The organism is Ilumatobacter sp. (assembly GCF_041688325.1).
Lineage (GTDB): Bacteria > Actinomycetota > Acidimicrobiia > Acidimicrobiales > Ilumatobacteraceae > Ilumatobacter_A.
Genome location: NZ_JBDNIJ010000241.1, coordinates 1 through 21482 on the forward strand (window position 1 = coordinate 1; position 21482 = coordinate 21482).

At 61.9% G+C, this 21482-nt stretch carries 23 protein-coding genes; 15 read left to right on the top strand and 8 right to left on the bottom strand.

From position 1 onward, the window contains the following. The first annotated feature begins 159 nt into the window (after nt 1–159). The 15 genes from ACH2EI_RS13580 (at nt 160) to ACH2EI_RS13650 (ending at nt 12973) form a co-directional block, all read left to right on the top strand. Nucleotides 160–2241, top strand: coding sequence for a major capsid protein (locus ACH2EI_RS13580; RefSeq protein ID WP_395160394.1), 2082 nt, complete (start codon nt 160–162; stop codon nt 2239–2241). A 40-nt stretch (nt 2242–2281) separates the two neighbouring features. After that, nucleotides 2282–3052, top strand: coding sequence for a hypothetical protein (locus tag ACH2EI_RS13585; protein WP_395160396.1), 771 nt, complete (start codon nt 2282–2284; stop codon nt 3050–3052). A 42-nt stretch (nt 3053–3094) separates the two neighbouring features. Next, on the top strand, nt 3095–3937 hold the full coding sequence (locus ACH2EI_RS13590; RefSeq protein WP_395160398.1) for a hypothetical protein: 843 nt from the start codon (nt 3095–3097) through the stop codon (nt 3935–3937). 56 nt (nt 3938–3993) lie between these two features. Then, entirely contained in the window at nt 3994–4305 is a 312-nt protein-coding gene (locus ACH2EI_RS13595) for a hypothetical protein (protein WP_395160400.1), read from the top strand. Between the two features lie 83 nt (nt 4306–4388). After that, on the top strand, nt 4389–5096 hold the full coding sequence (locus ACH2EI_RS13600; RefSeq protein WP_395160402.1) for a hypothetical protein: 708 nt from the start codon (nt 4389–4391) through the stop codon (nt 5094–5096). Between the two features lie 17 nt (nt 5097–5113). After that, complete coding sequence (locus tag ACH2EI_RS13605) at nt 5114–5629, top strand: hypothetical protein (RefSeq protein WP_395160404.1); 516 nt, start codon at nt 5114–5116, stop codon at nt 5627–5629. Nucleotides 5630–6162: 533 nt separating this feature from the next. Then, nucleotides 6163–6573, top strand: coding sequence for a hypothetical protein (locus tag ACH2EI_RS13610; protein WP_395160406.1), 411 nt, complete (start codon nt 6163–6165; stop codon nt 6571–6573). Between the two features lie 14 nt (nt 6574–6587). Continuing rightward, nucleotides 6588–6764: a hypothetical protein gene (locus tag ACH2EI_RS13615; RefSeq protein WP_395160408.1), complete on the top strand. Its 177-nt coding sequence runs from the start codon at nt 6588–6590 to the stop codon at nt 6762–6764. A gap of 46 nt (nt 6765–6810) precedes the next feature. Continuing rightward, nucleotides 6811–7320, top strand: a complete 510-nt coding sequence (locus ACH2EI_RS13620; protein WP_395160410.1) for a hypothetical protein — start codon at nt 6811–6813, stop codon at nt 7318–7320. Next, a complete protein-coding gene (locus ACH2EI_RS13625) occupies nt 7317–7817 on the top strand; it encodes a hypothetical protein (RefSeq protein ID WP_395160412.1) in 501 nt (166 codons plus the stop codon). The genes ACH2EI_RS13620 and ACH2EI_RS13625 overlap by 4 nt, the downstream gene beginning before the upstream one ends. After that, a complete protein-coding gene (locus tag ACH2EI_RS13630; RefSeq protein WP_395160414.1) occupies nt 7814–9481 on the top strand; it encodes a hypothetical protein in 1668 nt (555 codons plus the stop codon). Before ACH2EI_RS13625 ends, ACH2EI_RS13630 begins: the two co-directional genes overlap by 4 nt. Before the next feature lie 6 nt (nt 9482–9487). Next, the gene (locus tag ACH2EI_RS13635) at nt 9488–10099 is read left to right on the top strand and encodes a hypothetical protein (protein ID WP_395160416.1); all 612 of its coding nucleotides are present in this window, start codon (nt 9488–9490) and stop codon (nt 10097–10099) included. 122 nt (nt 10100–10221) lie between these two features. After that, the gene (locus ACH2EI_RS13640) at nt 10222–12312 is read left to right on the top strand and encodes a bifunctional DNA primase/polymerase (RefSeq protein WP_395160418.1); all 2091 of its coding nucleotides are present in this window, start codon (nt 10222–10224) and stop codon (nt 12310–12312) included. After that, a complete protein-coding gene (locus ACH2EI_RS13645; RefSeq protein ID WP_395160420.1) occupies nt 12312–12545 on the top strand; it encodes a hypothetical protein in 234 nt (77 codons plus the stop codon). The genes ACH2EI_RS13640 and ACH2EI_RS13645 overlap by 1 nt, the downstream gene beginning before the upstream one ends. Further along, nucleotides 12542–12973 carry a hypothetical protein gene (locus ACH2EI_RS13650; protein WP_395160422.1) on the top strand — a complete coding sequence of 144 codons (432 nt, stop codon included), beginning with the start codon at nt 12542–12544 and terminating at the stop codon, nt 12971–12973. The genes ACH2EI_RS13645 and ACH2EI_RS13650 overlap by 4 nt, the downstream gene beginning before the upstream one ends. A gap of 204 nt (nt 12974–13177) precedes the next feature. Here ACH2EI_RS13650 and ACH2EI_RS13655 read toward each other — a convergent pair whose 3' ends face one another. The 8 genes from ACH2EI_RS13655 to ACH2EI_RS13690 all read right to left on the bottom strand — a co-directional run bounded on the left by ACH2EI_RS13655 (nt 13178) and on the right by ACH2EI_RS13690 (nt 20832). Then, on the bottom strand, nt 13178–13993 hold the full coding sequence (locus tag ACH2EI_RS13655; protein ID WP_395160423.1) for an RNA ligase family protein: 816 nt from the start codon (nt 13991–13993) through the stop codon (nt 13178–13180). 546 nt (nt 13994–14539) lie between these two features. Continuing rightward, nucleotides 14540–15514 (bottom strand): Ku protein, encoded by a 975-nt coding sequence (locus ACH2EI_RS13660; protein WP_395160425.1) that lies wholly within the window; start codon nt 15512–15514, stop codon nt 14540–14542. After that, nucleotides 15511–15666: a hypothetical protein gene (locus tag ACH2EI_RS13665; protein ID WP_395160427.1), complete on the bottom strand. Its 156-nt coding sequence runs from the start codon at nt 15664–15666 to the stop codon at nt 15511–15513. The genes ACH2EI_RS13660 and ACH2EI_RS13665 overlap by 4 nt, the downstream gene beginning before the upstream one ends. Before the next feature lie 389 nt (nt 15667–16055). After that, nucleotides 16056–17987, bottom strand: coding sequence for a vWA domain-containing protein (locus ACH2EI_RS13670; RefSeq protein WP_395160429.1), 1932 nt, complete (start codon nt 17985–17987; stop codon nt 16056–16058). Nucleotides 17988–18102: 115 nt separating this feature from the next. Beyond that, on the bottom strand, nt 18103–19044 hold the full coding sequence (locus ACH2EI_RS13675) for an AAA family ATPase (RefSeq protein WP_395160431.1): 942 nt from the start codon (nt 19042–19044) through the stop codon (nt 18103–18105). A 125-nt stretch (nt 19045–19169) separates the two neighbouring features. Further along, nucleotides 19170–20066, bottom strand: coding sequence for a hypothetical protein (locus tag ACH2EI_RS13680; RefSeq protein WP_395160433.1), 897 nt, complete (start codon nt 20064–20066; stop codon nt 19170–19172). A 191-nt stretch (nt 20067–20257) separates the two neighbouring features. Further along, nucleotides 20258–20458 (bottom strand): hypothetical protein, encoded by a 201-nt coding sequence (locus ACH2EI_RS13685; RefSeq protein ID WP_395160435.1) that lies wholly within the window; start codon nt 20456–20458, stop codon nt 20258–20260. Nucleotides 20459–20550: 92 nt separating this feature from the next. Next, nucleotides 20551–20832, bottom strand: a complete 282-nt coding sequence (locus ACH2EI_RS13690; protein WP_395160437.1) for a hypothetical protein — start codon at nt 20830–20832, stop codon at nt 20551–20553. Between the last annotated feature and the right edge of the window lie 650 nt (nt 20833–21482).

The following is a 21482-nucleotide window of genomic DNA, read 5'->3' on the forward strand; positions in this document are numbered from 1 at the left end:
AGTCTGATAGACAATGCTTGCACTAGCGAGCTAGTTCCGCTACCGTCACAGACACACAGCCACCGCTGAGGCCAACGCTTCGGTCGAGTGCCCCGAGAGCAGACGCTCACGGCAGACCTAATTCTCCACAAACCGCCACTACCCCCACGGGAGCAAGCCATGAAGACCAACAAGCTCGTCAAGACAGTCAACGGCATGACCGTGGATGAACTGCTCGACTTCCACCGACAAGCATTCGGCGAAACCCGAATGGAAGACAAGCCTGCCGAGGGCGACGCTCTCACCGCAGCCGACGCCGCCGTCCTCGACGCACCGGCAACCACCGGTTTCGACGCGATGGACGACGAAACTCTCGCCGCCCGCCTCGAAGAACTCACCGCCGAGTTCGACAGCCAGTACAGCGAAGGCAGCCGCGACATCGCAACCCTCACCGCACTCGCCGACGACGTCGACGCACTCCGCGCCGAGCAGACGGCCCGCGCCGACGCTGCCGCCGAAGCCGACATGGCCGCCGAAGCACTCGCCTCACGCGTCCGTCCCGCCGTCGAAGCCGCCGAGGCAGTCGAAGCGATCGCCGAAGAAGGCACCGCATCCGATACGGAAGCACCGGCAGCGGGTGAAGCGCTGGACGTAGCCACCCCGGCCGACGCCCCGCTCGACGCGCCGGTATCCGCCGAGCCGCTGGAAGAGATGGCTGGTGCCCCGGCATCCGCCGCAGCGATCACCGCCAGCGCCCGCCGCGCCGCCCCCGCCTCAATCGCCGGTCGCGCCCCGCGCCCAGCCCCCGCCCGAGGCGCACAACGCATGGCACTCGCAGCCAGCGGAGCGAAGGCCGACGGCCCGAAGCCCAGCCTTGTCGCAGCAATCGACTTCGCCACGTCCACTCACCCCGAGGTGCGTGCCGACAACGAAGTGACCTTGCTCCAGCTGGCCGCCAGCTTCAACGACCGGGCAGCATCCATGCCGGTCGGCAAGAACCGTCCCCGCATCGGCCGACTGAACATGCCGTTCGCCGAGAACCAGACGTTGACGTCGGACGCCAAGCACAACGCCGAAGTCCTCCGCGCTTCGGTCGACAACTCGAAGGTGACCGCCGAATCGCTGCTCGCAGCCGGTGGCTGGTGTGCCCCGTCGCAGCCCGTGTTCGAACAGTTCGACCTCGGCCCCGACGCTGACAACCTGTTCGACGTCCCGACTTTCGGTGGCGACGTACGGGCAGGAATCATGTTCCCCAGCATGTTCCAGGTCGGCGACGCAGACGACGCCTTCTGGGCGTGGAGTGAAACGGCAGACATCAACGCTGTCGGCGGAGTCGCCTTCACTGGCGCCATCGTCTCCAACGTCGCCACCCTCAACTTTGCGTCCGATCACGGCCTCGAAGTTGGCAACGCGATCCGTGTCACAGGATCCGATGCTTCCGGGTTCGCTTCCGGCGACTACTACGTCGTCACGGTCGTCGACTCCGACACGGTGACAGTCGCAACCGACGACGCCGACGACGCAGCCATCGCCGGTACCGGCACACCGTTCAAGCATTCCATGCGCATCCCTTGCCCGACGTGGTCCGAGGCCCGCATGGGTGCTGACGGCCTGTCGGTCACTCACGGCAACCTGTCGAACGAGGCATGGCCGGAACTGACCGCAGACTTCCTGCGGGTCGCTCTCGCCTCGCACCGCCGGTTCATGTCGAGCCGACGTATCGCACGGGTCGTCAACGACACTGTCACGGTCATCCCAGCCGATCCCGGCTCGGACGTCGCCGCCGACCTGCTCCAGATCATCGAGTTGCAGGCTGTCGACATGCGCTCCCAGTACCGGGTCGGCGCGAACACTGTCGTCGAAGCACTGATCCCCGAGTGGATCATGCCGGTCCTCCGCGCCAACATGGCGAAGCGTGCGGGCGTCGAAAACATGATGTCGGTCCCCGACTCCATGATCAACGGCTGGCTCACGCAGCGCGGCATCAAGCCCCAGTACACCCCCGACTGGCAGCCCCTTTACAGTGGTGCCCCTGCCACCAACTATCCGGCGGCAGTCCAGGTCGCCATGTGGTTCGGCGGCTCGTACTTCTCGCTGAACGGTGGACGCATCGACCTCGGCGTCCAGCGCGACCCAGACATGAACGCCTACAACGATTACACGGCGGCATGGTTCGAGGAGTTCTGGACCATCGCACGTCGCGGCCCTGCCGGACGCAAGTGGAGCTACACGCTGACCGGCAAAATCGACGGCGAAGTCTGATACTGGCTAGCCAGCTAGTCATCTAGATCGGAGTCTCAACATGACAACCACCTCACAAGTCCGCATCCCGGTATCTCCTCCCCAGGTACGCCCGCGGCTGCACGGACTCACCACCACTTTCCTGCCACGCGATCTCGGGACACACGACCGTCTCGGCGTCGTGTGGCCGGGGAGCGGTGTGTGCGGTGGTGTCGTGTCGACAACCGACGACGAATGCCTGTCCGGCGACTCGCAGACGGCGCTCACGCTGGCCGAATCCTGCCTGGCTGGCGGTACAGCCGAACGCCACACTGTCTACTCGTATGTACGACAGTCCCTGTTCGACACTCTTGGCCGGGATGACGCCTACACGACGTCACCGGACAGCGTGTTTGCTTACTCCGAAGCGCCAGCAGTAGAAGGCATCTTCTGGGATGAGGCGACGGGTGCAGCGACAGCACTGCCTGCCGCTTCGTCGTTGCTGAGCGCTCTCGCAGAAGTCGAACAGCATCTCGCCGAGGAATACAACGGCCTCGGTGTCATCCATCTCACACCTCGTGCAGCGATCATGCTCGGCGGCGACGGTTTGGTCCGTCCGTCGGGCACCCTGACCACCCGCACCGGTACGCCGGTCGTGATCGGTGCAGGCTACGACGGCGCTGACGGCCTCACCGTTCTCGGCACCGGCGCGCCGGTCCTGTTCCGGGCAGGCACACCCCAGCAGGTCGAAACGAACGACGGAACGCACAACAGCAGCACAGTGCTGATCCAGCGAACATGGCTGATCGGCTACGACTGTGTTGCAGTCACCTCTACCCATACCCCAGCCTGATTCCAGGAGGAACAGACCATGAAGTCCATCAAAGGTCGCATCATGCGACTGACCGCCCTGGATGAATGCGGAGTACCGCTGTACGACAGCGCTCTCGGCTCGATCATCACCACCGGGTTCATCTCTGTTTCGTGGGAGCACGAAACGGAAGAGGGAACCGAGTACACGTCCGAGAATGCTTGGGGCGATTTCTGCATCCAAGAAAAAGATGCGCCTCGCGTCAAGTGGCTGAATCTTGGCATGGACTTCTGCGAGATCGACCCCGAGACGATGGTCATGGTGGCTGGTTCGCTCGCCAACTTCGACACTGACGGCATGGTCGGTACGTTCTTCGATGAGAACCGGAACGTCAACGCTTTCGCCGCCGAGGTGTGGACGCGGGCGACCGGGCAGCCGTGCAACGCTTCGGGCGAGCCGTACTGGGGCTACTTCGCTGCCGCCTATGTCCGCAACGGCATGATTGCTGGCGGTGGCACCGTGGAGAACGGCACGATGAACATGGAGATGAGCGGCAACGGATTCGGTGCTGCTCCTGACCCGTCGGACAACGCCGTTTCGGCGTGGGGCACCGGCCCGTACGCCGACTCTCCGACCGTCAACCCGTGGCCTGTCGGTGCGTTCCGTTACATCGGTATCACCGACGTCCAGCCTCCCGTGTCGAGCAACGGCGCACGCGCCATTGTCGTCGCTACCGGCGCAACCGAAGTGACCGGCGCCGAGGGCACGCTGACCCCAACGAACGCTGGCCCACCACTCACCATTGCTGGCCTGAGCACGGTCATCGCTTCTCCGCTCACGGAGTGGGCGGTTGGCAGTTACATCACGCTCGGCGATGGCAGCCTCGCCCACTGGGGCGGTTCCGCTTGGGTCGCAGGCGCATCCTGATCCTGGCTAGCCAGCTAGTCCCCGATCCAACATCATCAGAAAGGTAAGGTGGCCGCATGTCGACCGCACGCACACACAGATTGGGTGTCCCCCGCCCGAAGCCACCAACCGAGTATCCGGCGTCGCCGGTGTTGCCGGTGTCGGCCGAAGCCTTCCTGGTCTTCGGGTCGGCATCGGCAGACACTTCGCCGGAACCGGTTGATCCAGCAACAGTGGACTTCGATCCTGGGAGCCACAACGTCGACGAGGTCAAAGACTTCGTGACGTTGTACCCGGAGACGACCAGTCTCATCCTTGAACTGGAGTCGAACGGGAAGGACCGTTCGACTCTGGTCGATTGGCTGATCGACTTCGATCCGAACGGCTGACAACAGCCTTCGACTTGTGGAAAGGGCGGGCCTGTGCGCCCGCCCTTTCTGCGTTATACGGAAGAACAAGACTGGAGTACGTGATGGCAAGAACAGGATGCGAGGAATGGCCGATCATCGGCTACGCCGATACTGGCAATGTTGATGATGAGGTGCTGGATTCCGCAAAGTCGGCTGCCCGGGAGTTCTTGAACGGGCTGACCGGCCGCAACTTTGGTACATGCACGTACGATCAGCGGTTCCAGGTCCGCCAGTATCCGTCAGACCATTGCGCTCCGACGTCATGGAACGGTACGCGCTTGATCTCCGATGGCATGTGCTGCGCAATCAAACTGCCTATCGGCCCGGTGCAAGCGATCACTGATCTTCGCGTCGACGGCGTGACGCTCGACCCTGCCAGCTACACGATGATCGCTGGCAACAAGCTGATCCGCATATCTGGCTGCTGGCCGTCTTCCGGCGGCTGCGAGCCTGGCCGGGTCAAGGTCACCTACGTTGCCGGTGTGCCGCTCAGCGTCGGATCCAAATATCACGGTCTGGTCGGGGCAGCGATGGGCGAGGTGGTCCGTGAGTACGTTTCGGCGTTCGCCGGGAACGCGTGCAAACTCCCGTCGCGGTTTGTTGCTGTCCAACGGCAGGGGATCACGACGCAAGCGCTCGACCCAGCCCTGTTCTTGAATCTCGGGCTGACCGGTATGCCGCTCACGGACAATCTGATTCGGACTGTCAACCCGAACGGTTTGCGACGCAAGCCTCGCGTCGTTTCGATCGACGGACCACGTCGGCGCTAGTCGGCTAGTCTCCAGTCATGCCACTGAACAGTTACGGCGAGCTCTTGGCCCGGTCACCTGCTGACGTCGCCGAGGTACTGATGAATAGGGTGCTCGAAGCGGTCGAGGCGTCCACGGCGAGCGAGCCGATCATCGACCACCATCTTTTTGCTGGCGATCTAGTGTGGGATGAGTGCTGCGGTGTCTTGGCGGCAACGTGGACTCGCATTTTCAGCACCCAGACTTTCCCGCAGCCGGTGACGAACTTGACGATCTGCGACAACACGCTGCTGGCGGTCGATGTCGCCGTCATCTTGCTCCGGTGCTCGCCTGTGATGGATGACAACGGCAACCCGCCGACGACGGCGGAGATACAGGCTTCTGCTGCGTCTATCGGCGAGGAAGCTGCTTTGATTTACAACACTCTCACTGGCGGGTTGCCGGAAGGCTGGGAGCGGGCGGGCGTCGAGCAGACAATCCAGAACGAGGGTGGCTGCGTTGCGATTGTTACTCGACTGACGATCGGATTGCCGCAGCAAGACTGGTGTAGCTGATGTCTGTGCGCAAGTTGAAGATTGACGGCGGGACCGTCATTTTCAACGACGGGGCGGTCGGCATCATGCTCCGGTCGGCGAACGGCGACGTCGGCAGGGACGTCCAGCGCCGTTCGTATGCCGTCCAGAAACGTATGAAACGGTTGGCTCCGGTGAAGAGCGGGAAGCTACGGAACGGTATCCGTGTCGAGTCGGTACGTGAGTCGCCGGAGGGTCCGGCGTCTCGGGTCATTTCTGATGCACCTCACACTCTGGTCAATGAGTTTGGCCGAGGCCCGGTTAACGCTCCGGGTCGGTCGGGGTCTATGCGGGTGAGGCCGGGGCAGCCCCAGGTGGCGGGTGGCCTTCGGTGGAGTAGCGATCCGAGTACTAGTGGTCGGAGCGGGTGGCTGCGGTTTGAGAACAAATCTGGCAATCTCGTTTTTGTGCGTGGGGTCGCTCGCGCAGAAGGCAGCGATTTTATGAAGAACTCGATTGATGCTGCTCTCGACTAGTTGACTAGTTTGCTGCGGCCGATGCTAAGGTGCTGACCTATGGCAAAGCACAGTTTCGGAGCACCAGTCGAAGACGACATCCTGGAAGTCCAGGGAAAGGAGTACCGGCTTCAACCGTTTGGGATGCGCGCGTTCCGCGCGGCGATGGACAAGGCGGCGGAGGCGACAAGAGTCCAAGATTTGGAAGGCCCAGAGCGGGCGGCCTCGGCGTACGCCCTGTCCATTGACTTGATCATCAACGCCGTTCATCCTGACGAGCAGGAAGCGATGCTCGCACACATCGAAGATTCGATGGCCCCGGCGCTCGTCAGTCAGATTGCTTCTGCGATCATGCGAGGATTGACGGACGTGGACCCTACGCAGCCGGGATCATCCTCGGATGGATCATCCAAGACTGGGGAAGATTCGACGGATGGTGCCTCGGACGAGGAGCCGACCCAAACCAACTGAGCGTCCGTCGCGCCGTGAACGGCTACCTGTTCATGCTGCGCGACGGTGCTACGGAGAAGTTTCTGGACATTCTGGAGATGCGTCTGGAGCCGCCACTTGAAGTGAGGGCTGCCCGGATGCGTGAGGACTGGGATGATGACGAAGCGTTCTCCGGTTTCAGCGAGGCTAGCGAAGGGTTCGTAACTAGCTGACTAGACTAGTTGCAAGTCTTCACGCCGCGTGATAGGTTGCTCTCCTATGAGCAAATACAAGTCCCTGACTGAACCAATCACACGGCGTGAAGCCTGCCTCATCCTGGAAAGAAAGCAATTCGACAGTGCCGTGAGAGCAGGCAGAATCTCCCCCATCGGCAAGCAGGGAGCGGACGGCGAAGTCGACTATACCGCAGTGGCAGCGCTCACAGCGCCACTCCTGTTCCTGCAAGAGGAAGTGCGAACGATCGCCGCCGACAACGCCGTCCAGTACACCGCCGAATCAAAGCTGCACGCAGCCACCGCCAAAGCGCTCGGCAGAACTCAGCCGCCGCTGACCCGCCGCCAGATCGCCGCACTGTTCGGCAAGCGTCTGACTGGCATCCTCATCAGGTCCGGCCGGATCGTCCCCGACGGTGCCCTGACCGACACGCAGACAGCGGCACACACCTACGATCCGATCGAAGTGTCGTCCGTCGCCAACGATCTCGCCGAGCAGTACAAGGCGGAAGCCGTCCTGGCGGCACGCGGCGCAAAGACACGGATCCCGGCATGAGCCTCATCGTCGGAGTCGACCCCGGCAAGACCGGGGCGATCGCTCTGCTCGACCACCTCGGCGAACTGATCAGCGTTTACGACATGCCGATCATCGGCAAGCATGTGTCCGTCGCTCAACTCTCCGAAACCTTCTCGTCCCTCACGCTTCCGCTAACAGTAGCTCGATGCGCGACGGTCGGCGAAGCTATCTGCGTGATCGAGGACGTGTCTTCCTCGCCGCAGATGGGTGTCACGTCAGCGTTCAGCTTCGGCCGATCGAAGGGTGTAGTCGAAGCAATGGCCGCAGCGCAAGGAATGCGACTCGTCTACGTCTCGCCCGCCAAATGGAAACGCGACATGCGGCTCAACAAAGACAAAGGCAAGGCACGGGAAATGGCGACACGACGCTGGCCGCAGCACGCTCGCTCCTTCATGTTGGTGAAGCATGACGGCCGCGCCGAAGCCGCACTCATCGGACTGTGGCATATCAACCACGGAGAAGGCTCGAACCAGTGATCGAACTGCGACCGCCAGCAGACGCCGACAACTACCGGGTCAAGGCAGGAAGGTTCGGCGACCGGTTCTACTGCGACCCTCTGCCAGCCGACCCAGTGTGGGGAGCTACCGGCGACAACGAGATTTACCCGTCGATCTCCACAGTCAAGAAAGCTGTCGGGACCGACTGGTCGCGGGCAATGGCGAAGCGGCTGTCTCAGAGTCCTAGCCAGCTAGTCGAAATCGGCAACGTCGACAACGAGTTTGAACGCAAAGAGCGGATCAACCTGCTCTCGGCGGCCGGTCTGAACAAGGCGGGCGACCGCGGCAACATCGTTCACGCCCACGCCGAAGCCTTGCTCGCCAACCGTCTGCCCATCTACCAGATGACCGACGCTGCGAAGCCGTACGTCAGAACCACCGACGCTTTCTTCGCCGCCTACCAACCGAAGCAGATCGCCGTCGAGTTCGTCGCCATCTCCCGGTACCTCAACGCCGCCGGAGTCCAACGCGGCAACGAATACTTCGGCTACGGCGGGACCGGTGACGCCGTCGTCGAGATCGACGGCAAGTACTATCTGGTCGACTGGAAATCCAGGCCCGAGGACGGCAATCATGCGGCCCACCCGGAAGAGGGTGCACAGGTCGCCGCCTACGGCAAGGCCGACTACTGGATCGTCGCTGACCCAGGCAGCCAGCACGGAGCGAAACGGATCGCACCGCCAGAACTGGCGGGTGGCCTCATCATCTCGATCAAGCCGGACAGCTACGAAGTTTTCCCGATCGACCTCGACGAGGGTTTCGCCTACTGGACTGACATGCACGCATGGTGGCAGGCGCTTCGCAGCCAGAACCGTTCACTCGGCAGGAAATGGGCACCGCGGGCTGAGCCGTCCACTAGCCAGCCAGTCGAGCCAGCCGCCGAGCCGGTCAACGAACAGGTGGCCGTGGTCCACGATCCGTCGCCGACGGTGACGAGCAACCGGGCCAGGTTCAACGCTTTGACCGAAGTGCAGAAAGCCACAATCAGAGAGACGTTCAAACGGTTCGGCGTCAACCCGAACCGCAACGAGTTCGTCATCCGAGTGTCGAAGTTGCTGGCCGAGATAGAGCAGCGGCCATCGCTCGCTCAGATGGTGGAGACAAAGGCGGAGCAGGAGGCCGCCCACCCTGCCCCGCCACCCGCCGAACCAGAGATCGACCCGCTCGAAGCTGAGGGGGGACCGGCCACTGATGAGATGATGGCCGAAGCCCGACTCATGTTCGACATGGTGCTCGACAAGTCGGGCCGGGAATGGACGGGGTTCCGGGTGAAGGAGAGTAACGAGGCGGAGGTTCCGTTCCAGCTATCGAAGCTGCCCTCGATGAAGCGAGGACATTTGTATCTGGCGCTCTGCACTTGGGCGGCGTGGAGGCAAACCAAGGATGACGGTTACGGTGAGATGCACGACCCTCTGCTCGCTGACGAGGCTGAGGGAAACGTCGAGTTCACGGCCGTCCTCGCAATGGTCGACGGACGCTTCCCGGTGTTAACGCTCGGCCATCGTCTCGGAAATCTTTCGACAGAACAGGCCGTGAGACTTGCCGTCGAGATCAAAGAACTGGTAGATTACGAATCCGGTAACAACGTAGCTACCGCAAATGAAACACAACCCGCAATTCAACTAACCACAGAAGAAGGATAAAGCAACATGGCAATTCAACTCGGAGAACAGCACGCAGCCGGATCACCGGTCGTGAAACGCACAGCACTCGGACAGAACTTCGTCGGTGCAGTCATCAACGTCGAACGACGCAACCGTACGAAGAAGGACACCGCAACCGGGATCATCGGGCCGCTACTGAAAGCGGACGGCAACCCACGCCAAGAACTCGTCGTCAAATGCCTGGTCATGCCAGGCACCGACTCTCCCGCCGGACTCGGCGACGAACAAGGCGTCCCCGAAGCAGGAGAAACAGTCCGGCTCATCCTCAAAGGCAAGTCGTTCGCAGACTGGATCCAGGCGGAACGCGCACTCGGACGCCAGCTGCAAGTCGGAGACTGCGTGAAGCAGCGCACCAACTCGGCGCAGGTCTACGACTCTGACGGCAACCCGAAAGGCCAGCTACTCACCACGCAAGCCGAACTCGACGCAGTCCCACGACAGATGACGGTCGGCGTGTACGCAGACTTGAAGCTGGTGGCCGGAGAAGGCGAATGGGTCGACAAGGCCGAAGCCGCCTACCGTGCAGAGAGCGCCATCAAGCTCGCCGCCACCGAACAGACCCAAGCCGACGCCAACCACGTCGAAGAGCCCTGGTGACCGGTCGCTAAACTGACCGAACACTTCACCGACTAGGCAGCTAGTCAACCATTCGTAACAGGCCGACGCCATGCCCCCTACACGGCGTCGGCCTGTTGCATCCACATGGCTAGGGGCCACCAATGAAACAACCGATCGACGCATTAGAAGCAGCAGCCAGATATGTGGCATCCGGCTACCGGGTGCTCCCAATCAAACCTGGCGAGAAACGCCCACCGATGAAAGAGTGGACGAAGGCGGCAACGACCGACCCGACCACCATCGTCAACTGGTTCGCACCAGACGGCACCTACCACGACCACGGCATCGGACTCGCCCTCGGCTGGCAAGACACCCCGTTCGGGCAGCGCTGCGTGTTCGCCATCGACCTCGACGAACACGACCCCGACCAATCAGGCGGAGCAGCATGGCAACGGCTCGTCATGGAACACGGCGACCCCGGCGACACCGTCACCGCAGCAACAGGCGGCAACGGAATGCACCTACTGTTCGCCTCCGAGACACACGTCCGCAACGGCAAGCTCGCACCCGGCGTCGACGTCCGAGGCGACGGCGGACAGATCGTCGTCGCCCCAACCATCCACCCCAGCGGCCAGCCGTACGTCTGGCTCGAAGGCATGGCGCCCTGGGAACACGAACTCCAAGACGCACCCGACTGGCTCATCGAACTCGTCACCGAAACCGAACGGCCACCGAAGCAACGCATCGACATGCCCGTCAACAACGGCAGCAGCGGCAGGATCGGCACCGAGAAAGGGCCAGCCGACATTCTCCGAGAACACTGGAACTGGGCTGACCGGCTCGGTGCAGCCGGATGGAAGTTCAGCCACTCCCAAGGGAACGACGAACACTGGGTGAGGCCAGGCAAAGAAGTCCGCGAGGGAACGTCGGCCGTCCTCCACAACGACACCGGCGTCCTCGTCCTGTTCTCCACCGACGCCAGCGTCCACACACTGCACTCCACCGGCTCGACCAACCCGGACGGTTCCGTCAGCCTGACACCGTTCCATTTCTTCGCCGCGACAGCACACGGCGGCAACACGAAAGCAGCGGCGTCGACGATCCGGCTGAAACACAACGCCGAGCAGGCAGCTAGTCAGCTAGTCAGTAACCAGACGGTTACCCGACGTTTCGTTGACCCCGACGACGACGACGAACTCGACGGTGACCTCGACGACGACGACGTCCCAGTCAACCCACACGACGACCTCGGCCTGATCAACTGGAGCGAAGCGTTCGGCAACCACGCACCAGAAGTACCGATCATCGCTGGACTTATCTTCCCTGGCCGGTGGACTGCGCTTGTCGCACCCGCCAAGGCAGGCAAGTCGACGTTGGCGTTGCACATAGCTCATCGACTGGCGCGCGGCATCGACCCGTGGGACGCCAACCTCCTGCTACCTGACGGGCCTATGGCTGTGCTCTACCTTGACGCCGAGATGGGCAGGCTCGACACTGTGGGCAGAGTCAAAGCGATCCCACTTTCGGCGAGCGACCTCGACAATCTGGCGTACACCGACCTGCCCCACAAGCTCGACCAGATCGAAACAGCCTCATGGCTTGCCCGGGCCGCCAACCTGATCCAGCCGTCCGTCGTCATCCTCGACGGCATCAACGGGTTCGTCACCGGCGCAGAGAAAGATGACACGCCGTGGCGAATGCTCTACGAGTTTGCTATCGCACCGTTGAAGCGGGCTGGGATCGCCGTCATATCAACCGACAACACCGGCAAGGACGAGACGATGGGGGCGCGCGGTTCGACTGTGAAGACAGACAAGGCCGACGCCATTTTTACGATGCGCGCCGGTCGCGACGAATACATGCACCACACCACGACCATCACTCGCAAGCACGCACGCACCACTTCGTTCGTCGATCAGATGACACTCATCGTGAAGGGTGTCGGCACCGGCCAGATCGAATACGTGAGGCCCGGTGCCGCCCGGTCGGTGCCAGCCATCGTGACCCGTGAAGACATTCTGCGGGTGTGCCGAACACTCACGGCACTCGGCCTCCCTGTGACTGCCAGCGTCAACGAGGCGGCCAAGGAGCTACGCATCGAAGGCTTCTCGGTGAGACAGTCGATGATCGCATCGGCTGTCGAGTACCGGAGGGAAGGCAACCCGGTCGATCAGGAAGGCGACCACCTGCCGACCGTGCCACCTAGCCAGCTAGTCAACGAAGTACCCGAGCAAGAAGAGGATCTGTTCTGATGACCGACGCTAACTTCATGGAAGCCGACTGTGTCCACGGTGGTGTGTGGCACGACTGCGACCAGTGCTCCGCCGACGACCAAGAGATACGCGACGCCGAGCGCCGGACGCTACGGATCCTGGTGGCACGCATCGAGCTACTGTTAGCGGAAGCCGACGCCAGCATCAGGTCAGGTGACGACTGGAGCAACATCTTCATCCACGTCGGCGACAGTACGGAAAAGCTTACGTGAGCCGCCCGCTATGGGCGTTGGACGAACTCGACCGTGTGGTCGGGTCCGAGGCGCTGGCTTCTTCGCCGACCCGATGGAACGTCGGCCAGGGAGAATGGGATTACCTCCATCTGCTGCCACGCAAAACTCTCCGAAGGTTGCGCGGTGCCAGGTACATGCGGGTCGGCGGGATGCAGCCGGACGTGCTCGCCGAACTGATCGCACCGAACGTGGCTGGTTGCGACTCGACTGACGCAGCGATGGAATGGTATGTGAAGACGTGCCTTGTTGCTGTCGCCGAGGCACGTCTCATCGCCGGACGCAAACATCGGCTACGGGTCGCTCAACGCAACGGCCACCAGAACTACTACCAGTACCGGACGGAGTCCGCAAAACGGCAAGGGTACGATTCGGTCTACAAGATGCGGAAAGGCAGGGGCTGGGGATGAACCATCCGATCACTGGCAAGCCGTTCAACTACGATCTGGTTTGCCGGACGTGTGTCCACTTCTCTGACAAGATTCGCAACAGCCGCAGTGTCAAGTACCGGACCACTACCTGCGCTCTCGACCCGGAGAACCGCAACCTTGCCAACATCGTCGGGGTCAGCTGGGCTGCGCATCCGGCGTGCTCTCAACACAAGCACTAGCAGGCTAGTGAGTGAGGAGGACGGTGCGGTCAGTCAACGCCCCGTCGAGTTGTTCCACGTCGCAGTCCATTGCTTTCTTGTCGGTGCGGTTGCGGACGATTCTTGGCTGGACTAGCCGTGGCGTTTCTTTGCTGGCGACGTAGAGGTATTCGACTTCGACGACGCTGCCGAGCTCGACGGCCTCTCTGCCGATCAGCGAGCATCCGCCTACCTCGATCAGCTGGTCCCCTTTGACCAGTCCGAGGACTACGGAGGTGGGACTTTGCTCGATCACGATGCAGTCCACGGTCTGTGTAATCTTGATCTTGAGAACGTGCCGTGTGCGTGTGTTTGTCCTGCTGTACGTGCCGGTCCTGCGCTTGACTACAACGCCCTCGCCGTTCTGCGCTATCACCTTGCCCCACAACTCCCGCTTGGCGGCTGTCGTGGACGCCGACGGCAGTATGTGGACGCGGGCACGGCCGACCATGTCAAGCATTGGCGATAGCGCCTCAAGGTAGGAGCGGCGCACGCTCTGCGGCTCGCGGGTGAGGTCTGTGCTGACGACCGTGGTGATATCGAACAGCCAGAGACGTCCGTCTGCCATGAGTTCGCCGTCAACTGCCAGGCCAGGCAGGCCGCCCAGTTCGGCGGCGATGGCGGGATGGTGACGCACGCCCGACTTGGTGGAGAACGAAACGATCCCGTCGTCGTTGACTGTCACTGCGCAGCGGACGCCGTCGAGCTTCTGCTCCATTACCCAGTCGTCATCGTTGATGTAGCGGTCCACCGACAGGACGCTGGCTGAGTGATACCGCATGCTGCCTGCCGAGTTTGTCATACTTCAATCAGTATAGCTAGCTTGCCACTGGTTTGCAAGCTGGAACGCAAAGAACCCCCCGACCGTAAGGTCGAGGGGTTCTCGCTAGCTGGCTAGCTAATCAGGTGTCGATGAAGACGGGTCAACGTCACCCTCTTGCGGTGCATTGAGGCTACCGAAAGCCAGACATGGGATGCACTGCCCCTTGTAAAGCTCGGTGGCCGGACTACAACAGTAGTCACACCGACGGCCGGTGTATTCAGCCGCCATCAGAACAACACGATCTCAAGAACACACCCGAGGACGAATAGCAGCGGGATCGCTGCGATCATCAGGCAGTGGCGGAAAGTGATTTGCTCTTCGTGCTCACTCATACCACCAACCCTGCCTTCCTCAAATCACGGAGCGCCTGCTTGCCAGCATTGCGATCCGACGGAGAAGACGACACTGTCACCCGCCCCCCACTGGGCGGGCACCAGTACTCGTGCCCGTTCCTGTTCGTGATCGTCCAACCCAACCGGCGGGCCAGCTTCGCCGCATGATCCAAATCCTTGTGACGTCGGGCCATCACTTCGCCTTCGCTTTCGACCCGGCCGTCGCCTTCTTCGCAACAGCCTTCTTCGCAACAGCCTTCTTCACCGACTTGCGTGCCTCCATCGACGCAGCGATGGACGCCGCTAGCTCAGCCATCACATCGACCACGACCACAGACGGCGCACTAGCTGGCGAGTCGCCAACCGCCACGCCACACGACGCCGCCTTCGAGTCAATGAACTCTTGCACCTTGACCGGCGTGTCATCAATGACCGGCTCTGACATGACACCGACCGAGTCGATGAACTGGCCCATCATGTCGATGGCGCCATCAGCATGTTCGATGACCGGCAACTCACGGGCCTCACGAACGGCATCTGCCGTGATGATGGTCCGCATGTCGCCAGTGTGATCGAGCAGCCCGAACCGTGGGCCGCCACGAACCACGAACCGGATGAGTGCCTGCACCTGACGGTTCGCCATACCGGTGAGCAGCAGCGAGAACGCCGCCTGGTTCGCCACCTGAGCGGACGCCCGCTTGTCGTTGCGGGCACGCACCTGGACCAGACCGTCGATGACATACCTGCCAGCATCGGCAGCCGGTACGAACGAGACGATCTTGGCCTCGCCTGTATCGCCGTACACTTCGGCCAGGTCGGCGTCGTCGACGACAACCCACTTGCCAGCACCCTTGCCCGCTGCGGCTTCCGCCATGCGAGTCACGTTAGCCGGGTCGATGATGTCGCCGGTGTCCTTGCGGACATGCACCCGGCCGACGCTGATACCCGGGTCGCCGTTGAGTCGTTCGCTGCGGTTGATGGCAACGTCTGACACTGCGGTATAGATAGACAGCGGGAACATCATCGACCCTGCGGTCAACGTGATGCTGTTGGTGGCCCGACTCGGTGCCGCTGCATTGCGGTCGAGTGTGATGGGCGTGGTGGTTGCGTTGTTCATAGTGTTTCCCTCCTGGGAATTGTTGTTGATGTTGGTTGATTGATTCTTCATGAGCTTGTCTTTCGGAGAATGCCGAACACTGCGCCGGTTGCGGCGAGCATCAGGGAGAAGCTGACGAGTGCGACAGCGCACACAAACTTGAAGGTCCATTCGAGAATGGACCAGAGCACGCTCTGCCATGTTGGTGCTGGTTGATTGTTCATGTTGCTTTCATTATAGCTAGCTTGTCATGGGATTGCAAGCGCCGGTAACACGGTGGTTACCGGCGCTGACTAGCCGACTAGCTCACCACGGACAGCCGTGACTACGCTTGCCACTGTCACACAGAGGACAGCACGGCCGCCGCCCCAGCAGGTAGCGGAGAAAGCAAACCCACGACGGCACGTTGCACCACTTACACCGATGCAAACTCATGACTGATCCTCAAGCGGGTGCGGCGTATCTCCACACTGGCAGCACTCGGCGTCAACCCTCTCAATAGGTGCGTCCCACCAACAGACACAATGCCGACTCCCATCGCACGCCCATGCGCCCGTACACACTACGCGTGTGGGATTACCTAGCAGACGTGGCTTGCCATTCCCTTGCACGATCATCGCGCCACCGACGAACGGACACGGTCCACCAACAGTGCACCAACAGCCGGACCGAGGTCGGCTGCATGTTTGATCTGATGCAACAAGACATCGACCCCACTGAAATGATCGACCATCGCCCATTGAGACATCCCGATACCGAACACCGCAACCAACACGCCAGCCGAACGCATCCCACGCAACTCGTCCAGGCATCTACCGTGCTTCTCCCACACGCCATCAGTGGCGACGATGCACACCTTGTTCGGCTCACGCTGCTGAGAAAGCCAGGCACTCGCAGCGGACATCCCGACCAACGGCTCAGTCGAACCTTCCAAGCTTCTCGGTACCCACACCCCGTCGCCCACCGAAGCAGGCAACTCTTTGCAATACGATCCGAATGACCACGCCTTGAACGAACCGCGCACCGACTGGACTGCACGATCAACAGCCCACACGGACTGCATCGCACCGACCAGACCATCAGAACCCATCGAACCGGAGACGTCGGCGAGCATCGCCACCGCACACCCCGTCGAGCGGAGAGCGCCAGGATCATGCCGGTCAAACATCTCCTCGGCCCGGGTAGCGCCACCCTCACGCACCACCCGGGCCACGTTGAAACGGCCCCGGTCAACACGCCGACGCAGGCCAGGACGGACACCGTCCATCAGGACACGCAACTCTCGGGCGATCTCCGACTCGGCAAGCTGGACTGCCACCGACACGGATATCCCATCAACCTCGGCGTCAGCCAGCTTGATGGTCGGCATCCGGCCGGACACAACCGTCTGAGCAACCTCTTTCAGCCGCTCGTCCTGCTCCAGTGCAGAGCCGATCGCTTTCGACCATTCCACTAGCCGCCTAGCGTCCACGTCTGAGTCGCCGCCGCCGCCGAGGCCATCGGATGAGCTATCGAGATCGCCGTCAGCGGTGTCGTCGCCGTCGCCGTCACCGCCAGCCTCATCGCTGTCGCCAGCCTCATCGCTGTCGCCAGCCTCATCGCCGCCGTCAGCCTCATCGTCGCCAGCCTCATCGTCGCCAGCCTCGCCAGACTCGTCGCCGCCTCCAGCCTCGTCGCCGCCTCCAGCCTCGTCGCCAGCCTCATCGTCGGCCTCGTCGTCAGCCTCATCGTCGGCCTCGTCGTCGGTAACCGTCTGGTTACCGTCGTCGTCGTCGTCGTCGTCGCTCGACGGGTCGCCAGGATCAGTCCATTCACGGGGGACAGAACCATCTACGGCGTGACTGCCGCAATCCGATCCGAAGTCACCGACCAAAGCGTGCATACGATTCACAATGTCAAGCGCCTCGACGCAATCCTCAGAACCAGGATCGACCAACATCGAATATCGCATCGTCAGATCACGAACAGCGTCGGCGATGTACCCCGAATGCTCGGCAGCAAACGCATCGTACGCCTCAGACCGAAGCGCCAAAGGAAGATAGGTGCGGCCGACGAGTAGCGGATACACGTTGCTCAAATTGAGCGGACGATTATTGACAGGCTTAAGCAGAATGTGAGAGACGGCGCCCATCATGTGCGGCGCCCACCCCGGGAAGTCACGCAGCAGCAGCCGCTCGATCCGGGCATCCTCGATCATGTTCCACGTACGATGCAGCCGCCCGCCCTTAAGCGACCTACTCAACGGCTCATCGTCACGGGGTGAGTACCGGGAATGTGCGAAACCGTGCAACGCAGCACCGCACCACGCAGCAATCGCCGTCGGCTTACCGGTAGCCATCGACGGCAAATACCTGGAGCCAAGCGTCAAGTACCGACCGCACGACGACGTGGACTCAGGACCGCAGGCGCTTCCCGACACATAGACCTGCTCAACAAGCGAGCCGTTGATCTGACACACGACGCCGATGTACTCGGCGAACCGTGCCAGGTTGGGTACCTCGGAACCCGGTATTCCTTCCACTCGAATTACAAGTTCACTGTTCATAGCTAACCCTCCTGGGTTGTTGGTGGAATGCAGGATGCACGCCCTACTACCATCGACGAAGCCGATAGCACTAGGCCGTGGCCCGGTAACCGTGCGGTTACCGGGCACTAGCCGACTAGCTCGACGCCTTCAACTCGGCGACGATCATGTCGATCCGCCCGTCGATCGTCGTCTCGATCACTTCCTTCTCAATGCCAGTGAAGTCTTCGAGCAGGAAACCGAGCGCCGCCTCAGCGTCACCGTGGTAGCGGACTTTCTTCTGGAAACGGAGCAGCGTCGAAGTCGGCAGGATCGAACGGATATGAGTGTGAGCACGCACCGCCCAAGCCACATCGAGCAACGTCTCAGACCCGATCAAGACGTCTTCGGTCGGCCGGTCATAACCCCACGGCAGCTTCACGAACCGGCGGGCAACCGCCTCATCGACCTCGAACGTGCCAGCATAAGACGGCGGGTTCGCAGTAGCAGCGAACATCAACGTCTTGGCTTTGAACGTCGGCAGATTAGCCTCCGGCACCGACAAAGTGCGGGCCTCCGAAGTGATCGACATAAGCTCGGTCGCCCCGACCGCATCCATCCGGTTGATCTCGTCGAACAGTACGACGCCGGGCAGATGGCGGGCAGCGAACAGCAGGTCACCCTCAAGCCAGCCCTGAACATCGTCACGGTCAGTCATCAGACCGCCGACAGTGGACCGGCCCATCAGGTTCGGGATCGACATATTCGGTGAGCAGTCGACTCGAAGATACGGAAGCCGAAGTAGACCGCAGACGTACTCGATGAGCGTCGACTTGCCGGACCCGGCATGACCGCAAACCATGATGTTCTCGCTGAGCACGATCGCATCGACGACATGCTGCACGCCGCTCCGGCCGAACACGTCACGGTCAATGAACGAACCCTCGACCGGCACGTCAGGGACGAACGCAGCAGCACGCCGCCAATGCTCCTCCGGCACATCACGATACAGATCAAACACTGGCTGCCCCTCGACGACCATCGTAGATATGATGTTCTCGACGTCGGCGACAGCGGTGGTGGTGGTGGTGGTGGACATGGTAACCCTCCTGGGTTGTTGGTGGAATGCAGGATGCACGCCCTACTACCATCGACGAAGCCGATAGCACTAGGCCGTGGCCCGGTAACCGTGCGGTTACCGGGCCCTAGCCGACTAGACCAGAGTCACGGCTTGACCTTGACGTTCAACACGGGACGCGTCGGCGTCTTAACCGCCGCCCTGACCGGCGTCTTGACCGCCGTCGTAGGCTTACGCTTCGACGACGCCGACGAACCACTCCGGCCCGCCGCAGCCGTCGGCGCAGCCGGTGCCTTGGCCTTGGCCTTGGCCTTGGCCGCCGACCGTGCATCGAACGCCTCGAACACGTCGACGATCTGCCGCACCGCCTTAGCCAACGCGGCGTCAACCGACAGGTCGGCGACAGTCAACCGAGCATTGATGGCGTCAGCCAAGGTGAGCAAGCCGATCGTGCCGAGGTCCAGCGGGGTAGCCCCGCCGGTAACCGCTTGGTTACCGGCAGCTAGTCTTATTGAATCCTTCCAACGTCCAGCAGCAGCATCAGCAGGCTTTTTCTTGCCGTTCGACTGGGGCTTGTGATCAGGGTCGGCGACCTTGAGCCGAGCGACAACGGAAGCCTTGGTGACGTTGCCCGGACCGCCCATATTTTTGACGAGTCCCGCCAGGATCTTGCCGCCAGCGTCAGAACCGAGCCGGTTCAATACCTTGTGCGCCTCAAACGAGACGCCGTCGACACGGTCAGCTGGCGCCCACACCTTGACCACCGAAAGCTCATCACGGATCGACTTGAGCTTAGACCGGGCATTCTTCGTGGACCCGGCGACGCCATTGGCAGTGTCACGGTGATCGCCGTGCATCTGCTTGAACAGAGCGGTATCACCGATACGGGCAACGATCTCCGTCTGCGTGTACTGCGGCATCGACACGGCGAGACTGACCACGCCGTCGAGGAACTGCCATTTTGTAGCCGACGTGGTCGCCAGCCGAAACATCTCGGCAGCCTCGTCAAGCGTTGGCGCAGCAATAGTAGTGGTGGTGGACATTGCGAACCTCCTGGTTCGTGACCGGTAACCGGGTGGTTACCGGAATGGAAACACTGACACTAGCCCGCTAGTTGATAGCTTGCAAATGGCAGTGAAGTGTGGTCGGGCAGGGTTGCCCGACCGGACAACCAACGGACACGCCGTTGGCTCTCCGGCCTGCCGGTAACCGAACGGTTACCGGCCGACACGCATCAGTAGTCCACGTCGATGCAGTAATGCGTCACCGGATCCGTGACACTCACCGAATAGACGCCACCGGCACCGGCACAATCGCCCGCCGGATCGACAGTCCAGAAGTCCGACTCGCCGACAAGAATCCACGTCTGCGAACCGTCAAGATCACACGGCGGGACATCGCCCCAACCAGACCACGTCGTCGCCGGACACGACACCGGAACAGGAACGGTAACCGGCTGGCTACCGGCACAATTGACGCCGCACACGGACAGAACAAGCGCCGCCGGACCGGCCAAGAAAGACCTGATCACTTCGACGCCGCCACTTCTGACCGAAGCGTCTCACCGGCACGCCACACGGCGATCTGCCGAGTGATCGTTTCAATGGTCGCCCCGAACGGGCAGCCGATCTCCGTGACGATATAGCAGGCAGCCTCCCGTGCCGTGACACGGTCAGCGGTACCCATCGGCACATAATCTTCGCCGGACGTGTCGCCGTAAACGACATCGTAGAACGCCGACTCGCCGGTGACGCACGGCCAGACCGTGACGACACGATCCGCAGAAGTGGACTGGAAATAGCTGGACATGAACCCTCCAAAGGGTGACGGTAACCGGACGGTTACCGGTGAATGACCGGGCAGAATTGCCCGACCGGACAACCAACGGACACGCCGTTGACTCTCCGGCCTGCCGGTAACCGAATGGTTACCGGCCGACCCGTGGCGCTGCATCTAGACATGGCACCGGTGGGATGAATGTCCACCGATGGCACGGCCGGACCGGCGAGCGTGCCGGTCTGGCTAGTCTTATTGAATCCTTCCAACGTCACACGATCCGGAAGTCCGGTAACCAAACGGTTACCGGGCCGGACGCTCGCCGAAAGCGCTGCCGAAGTCAACCCTCGCAGTCAGGGCGCTACACGACGGTAACCGGATGGTTACCGGCCGCACACGCCAGACCTGTCGACGTGCATGGCAGTAGCTCTATTGCCAAATCTTGACCATGCTCGCGCCGCTCCAGATCGCCAGTCACCTGCGAGCCGAGCCCTATAGGGCCGGCCGGTCAGTGTCGCCCCTATGTCTTCAGGGCGCTAGCCAGCTAGTGCATTGCGTGGTCAGCCGCCTACGGCGGCCGTTGTCAAATTGGGCGATGCCGCCCGGACACCGGTAACCAAGCGGTTACCAGTCTCCGGCCGGCACCGACCGGCCTAGCTCACGCCAGGTCGTCGGTGCCAGTT